This window comes from Pseudomonas sessilinigenes, from assembly GCF_003850565.1.
Taxonomy (GTDB): domain Bacteria; phylum Pseudomonadota; class Gammaproteobacteria; order Pseudomonadales; family Pseudomonadaceae; genus Aquipseudomonas; species Aquipseudomonas sessilinigenes.
In genome coordinates, this window is record NZ_CP027706.1 from 1723405 (window position 1) to 1740074 (window position 16670).

Below are 16670 nucleotides of genomic sequence, written 5' to 3' on the forward strand. Positions count from 1 at the left end.
CACTCAATTTAGCCATTGTCGACGCTTGCGATGTCCACCACTGGCAAAGATACCGCAGAGCAGGGCGATGAGGGCGACGCCGCCACCGGTGATGAACCATTGCTGCTGGTCGGTCAGAAGGTTCGGTGCCGGGCTGGCCAGGCTCTCCTTGAGTTGCAGCTTGAGGCGCTGGTTCTCCTGGCGCAAGCGCGTCAGTTGCGGGCTTTCTCTTTCGGCATCGGCATCGGCATTTTGCAGCTGCTTGCTCAGTTCTTCGCGCAGGCGCTCGCTTTCTTTCAAGCGTTGCTGCAACTCGGTGATCTGGCTACCGGCGCTCAGGGACAATGGCGTGGAATATCCGCCGTCCTGGGGTTCCTCGGCAAGGGCCGGAGCCCCGATCGACAACATGACCAACAACAGGCACAGCGGACCTTGGCGCATCGAAACTCCTGATTCCAAACGAGTGTTGGGCAGGTTGTCGGCCATCGAACGAGAATAATGAGCGATTGAGAACGCGATGAACCCTGAAGGTTCATCGCACTTTCAGGGACGTTACGGCATCGATTGCTTGAAAGGCTTGACCACGACGTTGTCGTAGACGCCAGCGGTCACGAACGGGTCGGCCGCGGCCCAGGCCTGGGCTGCTGCGAGGGAGTCGAACTGGGCAACGATCAGGCTGCCGCTGAAGCCCGCTGCGCCTGGGTCCTCGCTGTCCACGGCGGGATGCGGGCCGGCCAGTACCACACGGCCTTCGGCCTTGAGCTGTTGCAGGCGCTCAAGGTGTGCCGGACGGGTGGCCAGGCGTTTTTCCAGGGAGTTGGCAACGTCGGTGGCAATGATTGCGTAAAGCATGTCAGTCCTCGGTTTTCGGGGTAGTGGGATCAGCGTCATGCAGGTGGCGCGACAGGTAGATCCCCTGGCCCACCAGGAACAGCACGGTCATGCCCAGGCTACCGAAGACCTTGAAGTCGACCCAGATGCTCTGGAAGGTGAAGGCGACGAACAGGTTGGCCGCGCCGCAGAACAGGAAGAACGCGATCCAGGCGATGTTCAGGCGAGTCCATACCGCATCCGGCAGGGTCAGGGCGTGGCCCATGATGCGCTTGATCAGCAGTTTGTCGCCGATGAAGTGACTGCCGATGAACGCCAGGGCGAACAGCCAGTTGACCACGGGGGCCTTCCACTTGAGGAAGGTTTCGCTGTGGAAGGCCAGGGTCAGGCTGCCGAAGACCAGGCAGGCGATCAGGGTCAGCCACTGGCTTTTTTCCAGCTTGCGCTGGGAAATGAACAGTGCGCCGTAGACCACCAGGGAACTGATGATCAGCACCGCCGTGGCGCTGTAGATACCGCCCAGGGTGACTTGTTGACCGGCGAGGTCGACGACGCGAGGGTCGATTTTGTAGACGATGAAGAACAGGAACAGCGGGATGAAGTCGATGAATTGTTTCACAGTGGCAGCCAGGAGCAGGATGTGTCGGCATAATAACAAACATCCTTGGTAGCGAAAGCGCCAGCTGACTTGAGGTTTTATTGTCCCGTGAACGTTGATTTGCACTGCCACAGTACGGCTTCCGACGGCGCCCTGGCGCCGGCGGCGGTGGTTGCCCGGGCGTATGAGAAAGGCGTGCGAATCCTCTCCCTGACCGACCACGACACCGTCGAGGGCCTGGCCGAGGCGCGTGAGGCCGCCCGGGCGTTGGGCATGCAGTTGGTCAATGGCGTGGAACTGTCCTGTACCTGGGGCGGCGCCACCATCCATGTGCTGGGTTATGGCTTCGATACCGAGGCTCCGGCATTGGTGGCGGCCATTGGCAAGTTGCATGAGGGGCGCTGGCTGCGGGCCGAGGAAATCAGCCGCAAGCTGGCCCTCAAGGGCATGCCCGGGGCTCTGGAAGGCGCCAGGGCGATCCAGCAGGAGCTGGGCGACAGCGGCAATGCGCCGGCGCGGCCACATTTTGCCGACTATCTGGTGCGCGCAGGATTCGTCAAGGATCGTGCCGAAGCGTTTCGCAAATGGCTAGGGGCCGGCAAGCTGGGGGACGTCAAGCAGCACTGGCCGACCCTGGAGGAAACCGTTGGCACCCTGCGCGAGGCCGGGGCCTGGGTCAGCCTGGCGCATCCCTGGCACTACGATTTCACCCGCAGCAAGCGTCGCCGGTTGATTGCCGACTATATTCAAGCCGGTGGCCATGCCATCGAGGTCGTCAATGGTCACCAACCCGCGGAGCAAGTGGGCAGCCTGTCCATCCTTGCCCGTGAATTCGGACTGCTGGTCAGTGCTGGCAGTGACTTCCATGGCCCGGGGGGCTGGTCCGAGATCGGTGAGTACCGCCCGGTCCCAGAAGACCTGCCGCCACTTTGGTGTCGGTTCAAGCATGAGCCAATTATTGCCGCCTGAGCAGGTAGAGACAGTGAGTCAATTCTTCCAGATCCATCCGGAAAACCCACAGCCGCGCCTGATCAAGCAGGCCGTGGAGATCATTCGCGGCGGTGGCGTGGTGATTTACCCCACGGACTCGTCCTATGCCGTTGCCTGCCAGATGGGCGACAAGGGGGCGATCGAGCGGGTGCGACGCCTGCGCCAGCTGGACGACAAGCACAATTTCGCCCTGATCTGCAGCGACCTCTCGCAACTGGGGCTGTTCGCCAAGATCGATACCGGCACTTTTCGCTTGCTCAAGGCCCATGTGCCAGGGCCCTATACCTTCATTCTCAATGCCACCCGTGAAGTACCGCGCCTGTTGCTGCACCCCAAGCGCCGCACCATCGGCCTGCGGGTGCCCAGCAATCCCATCGCCCTGGCGCTCCTGGCCGAGCTGGGAGAGCCGCTGATGAGCGTCAGCCTGATCATGCCTGGCGACACCGAGGCGCTGAGCGACCCATATGAGATGCGTCAGTTGCTGGAGCACCAGGTCGACCTGATCATCGACGGCGGTTTTGGCAGCACCGAATCCTCCACGGTGATCAGCCTCGCCGACGGCGAACCGCAAGTGATCCGCGTTGGTTGCGGCGATCCTGCACCCTTCATGGCCGAGGCCTAGATGTCCGCAGTGGAAACCGTCGACGAACAGGCCGGCGCCCAGCAGGAGCTGCCATTTGCCATGGTCTACGGCCAGGCGGTCATGGAAATGCCCCTGGACCTGTACATTCCGCCCGATGCCCTGGAGGTCTTCCTCGAAGCCTTCGAGGGGCCTCTGGACTTGTTGCTGTATCTGATTCGCAAACAGAACATCGACATCCTCGACATCCCGGTCGCGGAGATCACCCGCCAGTACATGGGGTATGTGGAGCTGATGCAGTCGGTACGCCTGGAACTGGCAGCCGAGTACCTGGTGATGGCCGCGATGCTGGCCGAGATCAAGTCGCGCATGCTCCTGCCTCGCTCCGAGGAGATCGAGGCGCAGGAGGATGATCCCCGGGCCGAGCTGATTCGCCGCCTGCAGGAGTACGAGCGTTTCAAGGCGGCTGCCGAGGGTATCGACGAGTTGAGCCGGGTGGGCCGCGATGTGCTGGTGCCCAAGCTCGACGCCCCCGAGGCCCGGGCGCGCAAGCTGGTGCCGGACGTGGCCCTGGAAGAGCTCTTGATGTCGATGGGCGAGGTGCTGCGTCGGGGGGATATGTTCGAAAGCCACCAGGTCAGCCGCGAGGCCTTGTCTACCCGCGAGCGCATGAGCGATGTGCTGGAGCGCCTCAAGGGCGGCGGCTTCGTGCCCTTTGTCGAACTGTTCACCGCCGAGGAAGGCCGCCTTGGGGTGGTGGTGACCTTCATGGCAATCCTCGAGCTGGTGAAGGAATCCCTGGTCGAGCTGGTGCAGAATGAGCCTTTCGCGCCTATCCATGTACGGGCGCGAGCCGAATAACGAGCTTAAATGATGAATCTGAACGAACCCCGCGAGCTGGCCTCCCTGCTCGAAGCCTTCCTGTTGGCCTCGGGTAAGCCCCAGTCCCTGGAGCGCCTTTTCGAGCTGTTCGAGGATGCCGAACGGCCGGAGCCGGCGGTGTTCAAGAAGGCCCTGGTGCTGCTGGGCAAGTCCTGCGAGGGACGAGCCTTCGAACTCAAGGAAGTGGCTTCAGGCTATCGCTTGCAGATCCGTGAGAAGTTCTCTCCCTGGGTCGGTCGCCTGTGGGAAGAGCGGCCCCAGCGTTACTCCCGCGCCTTGTTGGAAACCATGGCCCTGATTGCCTATCGCCAGCCGATCACCCGGGGCGAGATCGAGGATGTGCGTGGCGTGGCGGTCAACAGCAATATCGTCAAGACCCTGATCGAGCGCGAGTGGATTCGCGTGGTGGGTTATCGCGACGTGCCGGGAAAACCGGCGATGTTTGCCACCACCAAGGCCTTTCTCGATCACTTCAACCTCAAGAGTCTCGACGAGCTGCCACCGTTGGCCGAGCTGCGGGAAATGGAGGCCGAGCCGGTGCTGGAGTTCGATGACGCCCCCGTGCCCGAACACCTGCAGCAACTGGCAGACGCCAGCGCCGAGCCGGAAGAACCCAAGGAAGAGACCAGCTTCCACACCCTGCTGCTGGAGCTGGACTCCATGGAGGAGGGGCTCAAGACCGACTTCGACGACTTGCATCGCGACGGTGTCGAGGTATCCGGTAGCCCGGAGCTATTGGAGAGCCTGCCAGACGTGGCCGATAGCGAGTTGTCGTTGCAGGCCGAGCCTGTGCTTGAAGAGGCAGAGGAGCCGTTGCTTGCGCAGGCCCCTGCACAGCCCCCGTCTGTCGATGACGATGTGCTGGGCGTTGCCGAGGCGCGGGCCAAGCTGCTGGCGGCAGTGGCGGCGTTGGAGCCTCAATTGAGCGAGGAGGAGGCCGAGGCCCTGGCGCTGGCCGAGGCCATCGAGCAGGAGCGGCGCCTGCTGGACGACTGACCCCGCGGCCGGCCAGCAAAAAAATGCCTCGATGCTGGCTTATCGACTAGTCTGTGATGCGCAACCGCCGTCATGAGCGTATGATTCGCGACCTTTTGGCGATCCCTTCGCCACAAACCTGTTTTTCCATGTCTTCAGGCCGCTCAGCCTGAAGCGATACACCGGGAGGTGCCCAGATGAGCGATAAAGACCAGAACGACCAGGACATTCGTCCGTCCGGCGAGAAACTGCAGAAAGTCCTCGCCCGTATTGGCGTGGGCTCGCGCCGCGACGTCGAGACCTGGATCAGCCAGGGCCGGATCAAGGTCAATGGCACCGAGGCCACCCTGGGCCTGCGTGTCGACCTGCACGATGCCATTTCCATCGATGGCAAGGTCATCAAGCGTGAAGAGGCTGCCGAATCGGTACGCCGCGTCATCATGTACAACAAGCCTGACGGCGAGATCTGCACTCGCGACGACCCGGAAGGCCGTCCGACCGTGTTCGACAAGCTGCCGCGTCCTCGCGAAGGCCGCTGGATCAATATCGGGCGCCTGGACATCAACACCACCGGACTGCTGATGTTCACCACCGACGGTGAGCTGGCCAACCGCCTGATGCACCCTTCCTACGAGATGGACCGTGAGTACGCAGTACGTGTGCGCGGTGAAGTCGATGACGAGATGATCGATCGCCTCAAGGCGGGCGTCATGCTCGAAGACGGTCCTGCCAAGTTCACCGACATCCAGCAGGCACCGGGTGGAGAAGGCTTCAACCACTGGTATCACTGTGTGGTGATGGAAGGGCGCAACCGTGAAGTGCGCCGCCTGTGGGAGTCCCAGGGGCTGGTGGTCAGCCGCCTGAAGCGCGTGCGTTTCGGGCCGGTGTTCCTCAACTCCGACCTGCCCATGGGCCGCTGGCGCGAAATGAGCCAGTACGAAGTGGATGTGCTCAGCGCCGAAGTTGGCCTGACGCCGGTGGCAATGCCACAGCTCAATGCCAAGTCCAAGGAAAAGCTGGAGCGCCTGCAGCGCAAATCCTCGCGCCCCATGGCCAAGGGCGAGCGCGTGCGGACCCTGCGTCCGGCCAACGGCGCCCCGGTTGCCCCGCGTGCTCCGCGCGAGCCGCAACTGGAAGGTGAACGCCCTGGCCGCAAGCCAGCGGCCCGTCCGGATGGTGAACGTGCCCCACGGGCTCCACGTCCAGCGGCCGGCCGTGGCACCCCGGTAGCCGAGCGTCCGGCGGACACCAAGCGTCCGGCCCCCAAGTCCAAGCGCCCAAGCCCGGGTCTGGACAAGGACGCCCCATCGGGCAAGCGCCGTGGTGCACCTGCCGGTCGTCGCAAGCCTGAGTGATTCTGGCCTGCAAACAACAACGCCAACCCTCGGGTTGGCGTTTTTTTTACCTGCGATCCTGGCATCGCCGTAGCGGTGCCTAGAAGGCGAACTGCCCGTCGAACACTGGCTTGTTATCCGCTGCCAGCACTCCGCTGCTGAAGATCAGATCCAGGTGATGGCTGCCCTTGGCGCCGCCCCCCAGGCCCAGGTGCAGGCCGCAATGGCGCTCCTCGAAGCCGGAGTTGCGTCCGTACAGCGACTTTATGCCCTCGTTGGTGCCGATCCCCAGTTCCTCGATCCGCCGGTTCGAGGGGTTGGCGTCCAGGTATTTGTTGAAGTCGTTGGCCAGCCCGGGAACCTGGGTAGCGACCTGGCGAATGCTCGAATTCTCGATCCACAGTTCCAGGGGCGTTTCCAGCACCCCGTACTTGCGGGCGAACGGGATGGTACTGAGGAAGGTGCCGAGAAACTTCACATGGCCATTGATCTGGTCACTGTGGGTGGCGATTTCCCCTGGCGCCAGGTCGTAGTTGCCGACACCGTTGATGTCGGTCCATTTTTTCACCGTGTCCAAGGGGGCTTCGAAGTACGAGCCCTGTGGGTCGCTGAAGCTCAAGGTGCTGGCCTGGGACAGGCGTCGGATCAGGGTGGCATTGAGGTCGGCGATACGCTGTGGCTCGACGCTGAAGGTGTCGTAGAAGTACTCGCCGTAATCCTTGAACAACAGGGATTTCTTCCAGTGCTCGGCCATCAGTCCATGTAGCGGGCGCAGGAATTCAGGCCCGTCGGGACGTGGCTGGGGCAGGGTCGAGGAATCGTAGAAAAAGATGTAGAGGTCACATTCGGTGATGGCCCGGACGAGGTTCTCGGCCGGTTCCAGGTCCAGGCGCAAGGCGCTGATGTTCAGCTGCGTGGCCTGGCGGGCTTGTTCGATGATGGTTGCGATCATCGCCTGGTACTCGGCGGTATGGCCGATCACTACCCTGGCCGGGCCCAGGCCGTTCAGGGCCGGGTGCCGTTCGAGGTAGTACAGGAAATGACGGATGGCGCGAATTGGGTCCATAAAACCTCCCTGTAGGACAGAAGTGACCGGGGCAGGCCAGGGCCCGCCCCGGTGCAAGCGTCTTACATCGGCCACATGGCAGTGCCGAATGGCACCACGGCATCGGCTTGCATCATTTCCACGGCGGCATCATGGGTTGCTGCTTCGAACCAATCGTCCAGTTGCAGTTCGGTTTCCAGATCTTGTTCCAGTACTTGCATGGTGCTTCTCCTGAATGACATTGCGCATGACAGTCCATTGACGGAACGGATCGACAGCGATGAGCGGGATGGTTACCGAGGCTGCCCATTCGTTCCCGGGGCTTGCCGGGTGACTGATCCGGCAAGTGGCTGGAAACCTAGACCAGGGTGTTTTGAAGTGCAAAAAAATAATTAGATTATTTTTTGATGGACTTTATTTTCTATTTTCATCTGCTGATTTTAGCTCGGGAAAACAAAAAGCTAGGGATTGTCCCGGGGAAAATGGCCGGCGGCGTCAATTTGCAGTCGGCCGCTGGATGGATCTGTGGTGGCAAAAATACGTTACGCATCGTAAAGAAATGCTTACGAAAAAGGAGGCTTTTACCGGTGGAGCCACGGCTTCTGGTTTGCTGTAAGGAAAATCTTCCGAAGGCAACCTCGTGCCTGGGCTCAGAGGGCTCTGGCCCGCTTGTTCCAGGGCGCCAAGGACGGTGAGATGTGCACATGCCTGCGTACAGGTGCATAACAAGAAGGAGGCGCAATGAACGCCGCAACCGACTTTAACCGACACCCTTCGAAGGGCGATGACCATCGCTTCTTTACCGACGACCCCACTCGGTCTGTCCCATTTTTTGCCGCCGATGCCGAGCATCGAGCAGGCCACGCAAGATCCCGGTTACCGGCACGCTGATAAGCGATGTCTGGCGGCAGGGGGGCAGGGGTGTACAATGCCCGGCGTTTTAACTGTGACCCCACTGCGTATCCGCGCATTTTGCGTCTGGACAGCGGTTTCCAGCCTGCTTGTATAGCCTTGGAAACACCTGCACAGAACCAATAACTCAAGGTTATCCACCTTGTTCATTCCGTCGCGTCACGAGCGTGATGGGTTCGATTTCGTCACAGATAAAAACAAACAGGTGACGCATGACCGTTAAAAAAACGCTGAACTTCTGGTGCCTGCGCTGGGGTTTGATCCGCGCCGCTTAAGCCTTCACCGGGCGGCAACGTCTGCAAATATCATCAAACCTTGCGTGAGAAAGTTTTCATGAGTGGACAAAACTCGCAGTCAGGCGAGCTGAAACGCGGCCTGAAAAATCGCCATATCCAATTGATCGCCCTGGGTGGCGCAATCGGTACTGGCCTGTTCCTGGGTTCGGCAGGTGTACTCAAGTCCGCTGGCCCGTCGATGATCCTCGGCTATGCCATTTGTGGCTTCATCGCCTTCATGATCATGCGCCAGTTGGGCGAAATGATCGTCGAGGAGCCTGTGGCCGGTTCCTTCAGCCACTTCGCGCACAAGTACTGGGGCGGCTTTGCCGGCTTTCTCTCCGGCTGGAACTGCTGGATCCTCTATATCCTGGTGGGCATGTCGGAGCTGACGGCAGTCGGCAAGTACATCCACTACTGGTGGCCGGACGTCCCGACCTGGGCTTCGGCAGCCGTGTTCTTCGTCATGATCAACGCCATCAACCTGGCCAACGTCAAGGTTTTCGGCGAGGCCGAGTTCTGGTTCGCCATCATCAAGGTGGTGGCAATCGTTGGCATGATCGCCCTGGGCAGCTACCTGCTGGTCAGTGGGCACGGTGGCCCGCAGGCATCGGTGAGCAACCTGTGGTCCCACGGTGGCTTCTTCCCTAATGGGGTTAGCGGCCTGGTGATGGCCATGGCGATCATCATGTTCTCCTTTGGCGGCCTGGAAATGCTCGGCTTCACCGCCGCCGAGGCCGACAAGCCGAAGACCGTGATCCCCAAGGCGATCAACCAGGTGATCTACCGTATCCTGATTTTCTACATCGGTGCCCTGGTGGTGCTGCTGTCGCTGACCCCGTGGGACACTTTGCTGGGCACCCTCAACGCCTCCGGCGATGCCTACAGCGGCAGCCCGTTTGTCCAGGTGTTCTCGATGCTCGGTAGCAACACCGCGGCGCATATCCTCAACTTCGTGGTCCTGACGGCCGCCTTGTCGGTGTACAACAGCGGCACCTATTGCAACAGCCGCATGCTCCTGGGCATGGCCGAGCAGGGCGATGCCCCGCGTGCCCTGGCCAAGATCGACAAGCGTGGCGTACCGGTGTTGTCGATCCTGGCCTCGGCGGTGGTGACCTTCGTCGCGGTGGTACTCAACTACCTGATCCCGCAACACGCCCTGGAGCTGTTGATGTCCCTGGTGGTGGCCACCCTGGTGATCAACTGGGCAATGATCAGCTACTCGCACTTCAAGTTCCGCCAGCACATGAACCGTACTGGCCAGACCTCGACGTTCAAGGCCCTGTGGTACCCCTACGGCAACTACGTCTGCCTGGCATTCGTGGTGTTCATCCTCGGTATCATGCTGATGATCCCGGGTATCCAGATCTCGGTGTACGCGATCCCTGTGTGGGTGGTGTTCATGTGGGTCTGCTACAGCATCAAGGTCAAGCGCAGCGCTCAACAACCGCTGCAGGCCGCCAGCTCCTCGCTGAAGTAAGCGTCATCTGGCAACCACAGACCCGGCTTCGGCCGGGTCTTTCGTTTCCGGGGGGAGTGCCACGGCGTGGCTGGAATGGGCGTATCCTGTAGGCCTTGCAAGAAGGATTGCTGTTCCATGCTGGTGATTTCCAACAACGTGCATCTGCCGGATGCCGAGATCGAGTTGACTGCCATCCGCGCCCAGGGGGCTGGTGGGCAGAACGTCAATAAAGTGTCCAGCGCCGTGCATCTGCGCTTCGATATTCCTGCCTCATCGCTGCCGCCTTTCTACAAGGAGCGCCTGCTGGCGCTGCGCGACAGCCGTATCACCGCTGAGGGGGTGATCATCCTCAAGGCCCAGCAGTACCGTACCCAGGAGCAGAATCGTGCCGATGCCCTGGAGCGCCTGGTGGAATTGATCCAGGGCGCAATCAAGGTAGAGAAGAAGCGTCGACCCACCAAGCCTACCCTGGGCTCGCAAAAGCGTCGCCTGGAGGGCAAGGCCAAGCGGGGCAGTATCAAGGCCGGTCGTGGCAAGGTGGACTTCTAGGCGCTCTCGCGTTCTTTGCGCTGCTTGGGGGCCTGGTGGTACAGGTACAGGCTCAGCGCCAACCCGCTGCAGGAGGCCAAGGCGGCGAACAAAAAGATCGAGGCAAAGCCGAAACCGGCGGCAATGGCCCCGGCCAGCGGGCCGGTGATCCCCAGTGACAGGTCGACGAACAGCGAGTAGGCACCCACTGCCGCGCCCCGGCTGGAGGCGGGTACCAGGTTCACCGCTTCCACCCCCAGGGCCGGGAACACCAGGGAGAAACCGAAGCCGCTCAGGGCTGCTCCGGCCAGGGCCCAGTACGCGTCGCTGGCCAGCCACAGCAGCAACAGGCCGAGGGTTTCCACGGTCAGGCAGGCGATCGCCACCCGAAAGCCCCCTAGGCGATTGATCAGGTTGCCGAACAACAGCCGGGCACCGATGAAGCTGGCGCCGAACAGGCTCAGGGCCAACACCGCGTTGGACCAGTCCCGGGTGGCGTAGTACAGGGTGATGAAGGTGGCGATGGTGCCAAAGCCGATGGAACCCAGGGCCAGGCCGCAGCCATGGGGGAAGACCTTGCCCAGTACATGGATGAATGGCAGGCGTTCGCCGGCGACGATGGGCGCGGCCAGTTTTGGCCAGGCCAGCAACAGGCCGAGCACAGCCAGCAGGATGATGCTCACCCCCATGCTCCACAGCCCCAGCTGCTTGACCAGCAGCACCCCCAGCGGAGCGCCGATGGCCAGGGCGCCATAGCTGGCGATGCCGTTCCAGGAGATGACCTTGGCGGTGTTCTGGGCGCCGACCCGGCCGATGCCCCAGCCGATGGAGCCCGAGCCCACCAGGCTTTCCGCGCTACCCAATACCAGGCGGCCGATCAGCAGGCTGGCCAGGCTCAGCACCGGAAACGGCTGCAGCCAGGCCGACGCCAGCATGAACACACCACTCAGGCCGCAGCCCACCAGGCCGTACATCACCGCGCGCTTGCTGCCCTGATTGTCGATGATGCGCCCGGCGTAGGGGCGACTGAGCAGGGTGGCCAGGTATTGCACGCTGATCACCAGGCCGGCGACCACCGCGCCGAAGCCCAGGTCGCTGTGGACATAACCTGGCAGCACCGCCAGGGGGATGCCGATATTCAGGTAGCCGATGAAGGTGAACAGGACGATGGAAACGACTTGCAGCGTGACCGCCAAGGGGCGCTGGGTATCTGGCATGGGAAGGGGTCCGCTACTGCAGCTAGATAGAATAGATAGGCTGCTCATGATACCGGTGTAGGCGTGGCAAAAGGGGGAGAAATCGACGTGCAGTGCCGATGCCTGTCGCTTGCAGGAAGGTGTCAGGCGTCCTTGTTGCCCAGCAGCTGGGTCGTGACCAGGGCGGCGAGGGCATTTTCCTGAGTGCCGAAACGGCTCAGCAGGACGGCTTGTTTTTGCGGGCTAAGGCGATTCCAGACTTCGATCATGTGCTGTGCGGTGTCGATCAGCACAGTGGCCTGGGTTTCGCTGAAGGTGTCGGTCATGAAGGGCTCGGGTGGGTTCAGGCGGTGTGGAAAGCGCTTGATTAGCGCTTTCCACACTGTCTGGCTACAGCTTCTCAGTCTTCGCTGTCGGTCTTGCGACTGTCAGCGGCTTCTTTGGCGGCAGGCTTTTCGGCACTGGCTTGTGGCGGGGTTGTCTGCTCAGTTTCGTGCAGGCTTGGGAAGGGGAGATTCGGGATCTCGTGCATGTCGTTGCTCCTCGCAAAGTCTGTTTTTTAAATCGCTGGGTAGGTCCGCGCTTTTAAAAAGCCTAGGCAGGATACAGCAGTACAAATGACAGAAAGATTTTTATTTCCCTCAAGTTGTCCTCACTGGGTCAGGAAACCGACCAAGTGAAGACGTTCCGACAGGCGCCACAAGCAGCGCCAGGCCAGGCCTTGGGCTCAGGGTGGCGTAGGGGCGACGATGATCTTGCCGATCATCTGCGGGTGCAGGACGCAGAAGTATTCGTAGGTGCCTGGCGTGTCGAACTGGTAGGAAAAACTATCGTTGGTGTCCAGCGCCGCGGAGCGGAACAGCTTGTGGGTCTCGGTCACCGTGTGGGGGATCTGGTCATCGTTGACCCAAGTGACCCGGGTGCCGACCGTGACCTGCACGTCATGGGGGTTGTACATGAACTCGCGGATATCGATCCTGGTTTCCTGGGCCCAGGCCGGTGCCGCGAGGCATCCCAGGAGCAACACGCAGAGGAGTCTGCTCATGGCCGGGCTCCTCAGACCAGGGTCGAATCGAGCAGGGCCAGCGGATGCTCGCCCTGTGTGGCCCGGACATCGGTGATGCCCAGGTAGTTGCGCAGCTGGTCGGCGGCCACGGTCATCGGCCCGGGATTGGCTGCCGCTCCCGGGGCGGGCTGTGGGTAGGCGGTGCCGCGAGCGGTATGGAAGGTGATGTTGCCCTCGACCTTCTGGATGACCTGGTGGATATGCCCGTTGAGGACGGTCACACAGCCATAGCGGCGTAGCAGGGCGATGGCCTGGTCGCCGTCCTCGGTGCCCCAGCCCCAGGGCTGATAGATGGTCCACAGCGGGATGTGGGTGAAGACCACGATGGGCGTGCTGCTGCTCACAGCGCGCAGGTCGTCCGCCAGCCAGGCAAGTTGCTCGGCTCCCAGGGTGGCTTCGTGGCCAGGCAACAGGTTGAACACGTTGACCAAGGCAATGAAGTGCACGCCCTGCTGGTCGAAGCTGTACCAGCCATTGCCCTTGGTGCCCTTGCCGTAGCGTTGCAGGTAAAGCTGCCCGCCGCCTTCGTCGAGGGTATCGTGTTCCCCGGGAACGTAATGCACGGTGGAAGGCAGCCCCTTGAGCAGTTGTGCGGCGGTATCGAATTCTTCGGGGCGGGACAGGTGGGTGATATCCCCGGTGTGCAGGATCAGCGACGGCGGCTTGGGCAGGGCCAGCACCTTGTCGATGGCCACCTGCAAGGTCTGGGCCGGGTCGGGGTTGGCCTCCTTGTTGAAGCCGATGTGCGAGTCGCTGATCTGCACGAAGTGGAAGCTGCTGTTCAGCGCCGCCGGGTCTGTCGGCTGGCCTGCCTGGTCCAGGGCGAAGGCTTTTGGAATACCCCCGCTCAGGGCCCAGAGAACCCCGGCGCCGGCCCAGGCCGAGCACTTGAGCAAGGTGCGTCGCTGGGGATTTTGCAGCGTATCGGCAAATTGACGGTGGGATGTGTCATGAGTGTCCATGGAGCGCCCTCGGTAGCGGTCTACAGTGATTGGTCTCACATCGGTAAAACCCGGCGGCGCAGTGCTTTATTCCCCCCTGGAGAATTTTTTTGTCCCGGGAATAAAACCCGGGTTCGTACCGTTATAGGGTGCAAAGGAAATGGAGCCACCATGACGCGATTCGAGGAATTGTTCCTGCCGCACCTGGACGCGGCCTATAACCTCGCGCGCTGGCTGACCGGCAATGACAGTGCGGCCCAGGATGTGGTGCAGGAAAGCGCCTTGCGGGCCGTGAAGTTCCTGCATCGTTTCGACGGCGGCAATGCCAAGGCGTGGTTCCTGACCATTGTCCGCAACGAGAGCTACAACTGGCTCAGGGCCTCGACCCGCCACGCGTCGGTAACGTTCGAGGAGTCCGGCCTGGGGGACGATCCGGCGCTGTTCGATGGGCAAACGCCCGAGTGGCAGGTGATCCGCGGGCAGGAGGCCGATCAGCTGGCTCGCGCGCTCCAGGCCCTGGCGCCGGCCTTTCGTGAGGTGATCGTGCTCAAGGAGTTGGAAGACATGCACTACAAGGAGATCGCCAGGATCGTCGATATTCCCCTGGGGACGGTCATGTCGCGGCTGGCCCGCGCCCGGGCCATGCTCCGGTTGCAATTGCAGAAGTCCGGCCATGCATGAAATCGACTGCAAGACCTGCCGTGACTGGCTGCACGGCTACCTGGATACCGAGCTGGAGGCCAACGCCATGGCCGAGGTGGCCGAGCACCTGCGCCATTGTGCCGAGTGTGCCGCCGAGTGTGCCGAGGTACAGAGGCTGATCACCGAAACCAGGGCCCATGCGCCGTATCACGTGGCACCGGCTGCCTTGCGGCGCAGTCTGCTGGCCAGTATCGAGGTGCCCGCGGCTTCAGGTGGCCTGTTGCAGAAGTTGCTGGGGAGCAGGGGGTGGCGCTGGCTGGCCCCTGGTTTTTCCACCCTGGCGCTGGCCCTGTCCCTGGCGCTCTACCTGGCGACGCCTTCCAGCGAGCAGCCGTGGCTGGATGAAGCGGTGTCCAGCCATGTGCGTTCGCTGATGGTCGATCACCTGAACGATGTCGCGTCCTCGGACCGGCATACGGTCAAGCCCTGGTTCACTGGCAAGCTCGATTTCGCGCCACCGGTCTTCGACTTCAGCGCCCAGGGCTATCCGTTGCTGGGCGGACGCCTGGATTACCTGCAGCAGCAGAATGTGGCGGCCCTGACCTATGGTCGCGCACGGCACTTGATCAACCTGTTCGTCATGCCCACGACACAGGGCGATAGCGAGCCGCAGCAGCAGACCTTGCGTGGCTACAACCTGGTCGACTGGCACCATGACCATCTGCGTTTCATCCTGGTTTCCGACCTGGAACCGGGCGAATTGCAGGCGCTGGGGCAGTTGGTCCGCAAGGGGCCTTGAAGAGAGGAGGGGAGAACCCGGCATCGGCTCCGAGAGGAGGATGCCGGGCAGGCAGGGCGTTGACCGAGGGTCAGGCCTTGCAGACGCTGGCGATGGCCGCTGCCAGCTGATCGAGGCGGCTGGCATCGATACCGGCCACGTTGGCCCGGCCCGAGCTGACCATGTACACGCTGTGATGCTCGCGCAGGTCCTGGACCTGGGCAGGGCTCAGGCCGGTATAGGAGAACATCCCGCGTTGTACGCCGATATGGGCGAAGCGCTCGGCCAGGCCATGGGGCTGCAGGGCTTCCACTAGGCCAGCGCGCAGCTGTGCGATGCGCAGGCGCATGGCTTCCACTTCGTCGATCCAGAGTGTTTTCAACTCTGGCGTCCCGAGGATGGTCGCCACCACGGCAGCGCCGTGGTCCGGTGGCGTGGACCACAGGTTGCGGGCGATATGCGCCAGTTGGCTGCGCACGTCCAGCAGCTTCTCGGCATCCTGGGTGCAAACGATGAGGGCGCCGGTGCGGTCGCGGTACAGGCCGAAGTTCTTCGAGCAGGAGCTGGTGATCAGCACCTCCGGCAGTTCGGCAGCGAACAGCCGCACGGCCCAGGCGTCCTGTTCCAGGCCATCGCCAAAGCCCTGGTAGGCGAAGTCGATCAGTGGCAGCAGCTTGCGACTGCGCACCACTTCCAGCACTCGCTGCCAGTCGGCATGGCTGAGGTCGAAACCGGTCGGGTTGTGGCAGCAGGCATGCAGCAGCACCACATCGCCCTGAGGAACCTGATTCAGGGTGGCCAGCATGGCCTCGACATCCAGGCGATTGTCACTGCCCACATAAGGGTAGTGGCTGACCTTGACGCCGGCGGCGGCGAAGATGGTCTCGTGGATCGGCCAGGTCGGATTGCTCAACCAGACGCCACGGCCTGGCAGGCAGTGGGCGATGAAGTCGGCGCTCAGGCGCAGGGCACCAGTACCGCCAGGGGTCTGGGTGGCGCCGGCGCGCTGTTGGTCGATCAGCGGCGAGCCGCTGCCCAGCACCAGCTCGTTGATCACCTTGCCGAAGGCCGCGTCGCCGTGGCCGCCGATGTAGATCTTGGTGTCCTGGCTATCTACCAGGCGCTGTTCAGCCTGCTTGACCGCCTGCGGGATCGGCGTCAGGCCCTGGGAGTCCTTGTAGACCCCCACGCCCAGGTCGAACTTGCGCGGGTTGGGGTCGCTGGCGTAGGCCCCCATCAGGCCGAGGATCGGGTCGCCAGGCACACGACCGATGGCGTCGAAGTGCATTACTTGCGTCCTTCTGCGGTCTTGGCCACTTCGTCAGTACGGGCGGCCATGATGAAGTCGTTGCGGTGCAGGCCCTTGATGGAGTGGCTCCACCAGGTCACGGTCACCTTGCCCCACTCGGTCAGCAGGCCTGGGTGGTGGCCTTCGGCCTCGGAGATCTCGCCCATGGCATTGGTGAAGGCCAGGGCGAACTTGAAGTTCTTGAACAGGAAGACTTTTTCCAGCTGCATCACGCCGTCGCGAACTTCGATGTTCCAGTCAGGGATCTGCTTGATCAGTACCGGCAGTTCTTCGTCGCTGACCTGAGGGGCATCGGCGCGGCAGGCTTCGCAATGGGCTTGGTTCAGAGCGGTCATGGTGTATTCCCG

At 62.2% G+C, this 16670-nt stretch carries 21 protein-coding genes; 9 read left to right on the plus strand and 12 right to left on the minus strand.

The annotated features are described in order from the left end of the window. Positions 1–3: 3 nt before the first annotated feature. The 3 genes from C4K39_RS08135 to C4K39_RS08145 all read right to left on the minus strand — a co-directional run bounded on the left by C4K39_RS08135 (position 4) and on the right by C4K39_RS08145 (position 1429). A complete protein-coding gene (locus C4K39_RS08135) occupies positions 4–420 on the minus strand; it encodes an SH3 domain-containing protein (RefSeq protein ID WP_124346080.1) in 417 nt (138 codons plus the stop codon). A 111-nt stretch (positions 421–531) separates the two neighbouring features. After that, complete coding sequence (locus C4K39_RS08140; RefSeq protein ID WP_124346081.1) at positions 532–831, minus strand: YciI family protein; 300 nt, start codon at positions 829–831, stop codon at positions 532–534. Between the two features lies 1 nt (position 832). Continuing rightward, complete coding sequence (locus C4K39_RS08145; RefSeq protein WP_068585866.1) at positions 833–1429, minus strand: septation protein A; 597 nt, start codon at positions 1427–1429, stop codon at positions 833–835. 87 nt (positions 1430–1516) lie between these two features. Here C4K39_RS08145 and C4K39_RS08150 point away from each other — a divergent pair, with 87 nt between their 5' ends. The 5 genes from C4K39_RS08150 (at position 1517) to rluB (ending at position 6190) form a co-directional block, all read left to right on the plus strand. Next, on the plus strand, positions 1517–2377 hold the full coding sequence (locus C4K39_RS08150; protein WP_124346082.1) for a PHP domain-containing protein: 861 nt from the start codon (positions 1517–1519) through the stop codon (positions 2375–2377). Positions 2378–2390: 13 nt separating this feature from the next. Further along, a complete protein-coding gene (locus C4K39_RS08155; RefSeq protein ID WP_068586229.1) occupies positions 2391–3020 on the plus strand; it encodes an L-threonylcarbamoyladenylate synthase in 630 nt (209 codons plus the stop codon). Then, positions 3021–3839 carry a segregation and condensation protein A gene (locus tag C4K39_RS08160; protein WP_068586223.1) on the plus strand — a complete coding sequence of 273 codons (819 nt, stop codon included), beginning with the start codon at positions 3021–3023 and terminating at the stop codon, positions 3837–3839. A 12-nt stretch (positions 3840–3851) separates the two neighbouring features. Beyond that, the gene (gene scpB / locus C4K39_RS08165; RefSeq protein WP_124348325.1) at positions 3852–4856 is read left to right on the plus strand and encodes an SMC-Scp complex subunit ScpB; all 1005 of its coding nucleotides are present in this window, start codon (positions 3852–3854) and stop codon (positions 4854–4856) included. Positions 4857–5032: 176 nt separating this feature from the next. Next, positions 5033–6190 carry a 23S rRNA pseudouridine(2605) synthase RluB gene (gene rluB / locus C4K39_RS08170; RefSeq protein WP_124346083.1) on the plus strand — a complete coding sequence of 386 codons (1158 nt, stop codon included), beginning with the start codon at positions 5033–5035 and terminating at the stop codon, positions 6188–6190. A 79-nt stretch (positions 6191–6269) separates the two neighbouring features. Here rluB and C4K39_RS08175 read toward each other — a convergent pair whose 3' ends face one another. Then, entirely contained in the window at positions 6270–7235 is a 966-nt protein-coding gene (locus C4K39_RS08175) for a CgnE/CgnB domain-containing protein (protein ID WP_124346084.1), read from the minus strand. Between the two features lie 62 nt (positions 7236–7297). Beyond that, on the minus strand, positions 7298–7435 hold the full coding sequence (locus tag C4K39_RS31490) for a hypothetical protein (protein WP_164487269.1): 138 nt from the start codon (positions 7433–7435) through the stop codon (positions 7298–7300). Between the two features lie 1024 nt (positions 7436–8459). Here C4K39_RS31490 and C4K39_RS08180 point away from each other — a divergent pair. Continuing rightward, positions 8460–9881: an amino acid permease gene (locus C4K39_RS08180; RefSeq protein ID WP_124346085.1), complete on the plus strand. Its 1422-nt coding sequence runs from the start codon at positions 8460–8462 to the stop codon at positions 9879–9881. Positions 9882–9998: 117 nt separating this feature from the next. Continuing rightward, positions 9999–10412 carry an alternative ribosome rescue aminoacyl-tRNA hydrolase ArfB gene (arfB, locus tag C4K39_RS08185; protein ID WP_068586206.1) on the plus strand — a complete coding sequence of 138 codons (414 nt, stop codon included), beginning with the start codon at positions 9999–10001 and terminating at the stop codon, positions 10410–10412. Here arfB and C4K39_RS08190 read toward each other — a convergent pair. The 5 genes from C4K39_RS08190 to C4K39_RS08205 form a co-directional block, all read right to left on the minus strand. Further along, the gene (locus C4K39_RS08190; RefSeq protein ID WP_124346086.1) at positions 10409–11608 is read right to left on the minus strand and encodes an MFS transporter; all 1200 of its coding nucleotides are present in this window, start codon (positions 11606–11608) and stop codon (positions 10409–10411) included. The genes arfB and C4K39_RS08190 overlap by 4 nt on opposite strands. 122 nt (positions 11609–11730) lie before the next feature. Continuing rightward, entirely contained in the window at positions 11731–11913 is a 183-nt protein-coding gene (locus tag C4K39_RS08195) for a hypothetical protein (protein ID WP_124346087.1), read from the minus strand. Between the two features lie 74 nt (positions 11914–11987). Then, positions 11988–12119: a hypothetical protein gene (locus C4K39_RS31960; protein WP_263986922.1), complete on the minus strand. Its 132-nt coding sequence runs from the start codon at positions 12117–12119 to the stop codon at positions 11988–11990. Between the two features lie 195 nt (positions 12120–12314). Next, positions 12315–12632 (minus strand): cupredoxin domain-containing protein, encoded by a 318-nt coding sequence (locus C4K39_RS08200; RefSeq protein ID WP_068586198.1) that lies wholly within the window; start codon positions 12630–12632, stop codon positions 12315–12317. A gap of 11 nt (positions 12633–12643) precedes the next feature. Next, a complete protein-coding gene (locus C4K39_RS08205; RefSeq protein WP_124346088.1) occupies positions 12644–13615 on the minus strand; it encodes a metallophosphoesterase family protein in 972 nt (323 codons plus the stop codon). Positions 13616–13765: 150 nt separating this feature from the next. On the opposite strand from C4K39_RS08205, the gene C4K39_RS08210 reads away from it, so the two are divergent. Both C4K39_RS08210 and C4K39_RS08215 read left to right on the plus strand, forming a co-directional pair. Further along, positions 13766–14275 carry a sigma-70 family RNA polymerase sigma factor gene (locus C4K39_RS08210; protein WP_068586192.1) on the plus strand — a complete coding sequence of 170 codons (510 nt, stop codon included), beginning with the start codon at positions 13766–13768 and terminating at the stop codon, positions 14273–14275. Next, positions 14268–15035, plus strand: coding sequence for an anti-sigma factor family protein (locus C4K39_RS08215; RefSeq protein WP_124346089.1), 768 nt, complete (start codon positions 14268–14270; stop codon positions 15033–15035). The genes C4K39_RS08210 and C4K39_RS08215 overlap by 8 nt, the downstream gene beginning before the upstream one ends. A 70-nt stretch (positions 15036–15105) precedes the next feature. On the opposite strand, the gene C4K39_RS08220 is transcribed toward C4K39_RS08215, so the two are convergent. Beyond that, positions 15106–16302, minus strand: coding sequence for an amino acid aminotransferase (locus C4K39_RS08220; protein WP_124346090.1), 1197 nt, complete (start codon positions 16300–16302; stop codon positions 15106–15108). Further along, positions 16302–16658: a 4a-hydroxytetrahydrobiopterin dehydratase gene (locus C4K39_RS08225; RefSeq protein WP_007930096.1), complete on the minus strand. Its 357-nt coding sequence runs from the start codon at positions 16656–16658 to the stop codon at positions 16302–16304. The genes C4K39_RS08220 and C4K39_RS08225 overlap by 1 nt, the downstream gene beginning before the upstream one ends. Between the last annotated feature and the right edge of the window lie 12 nt (positions 16659–16670).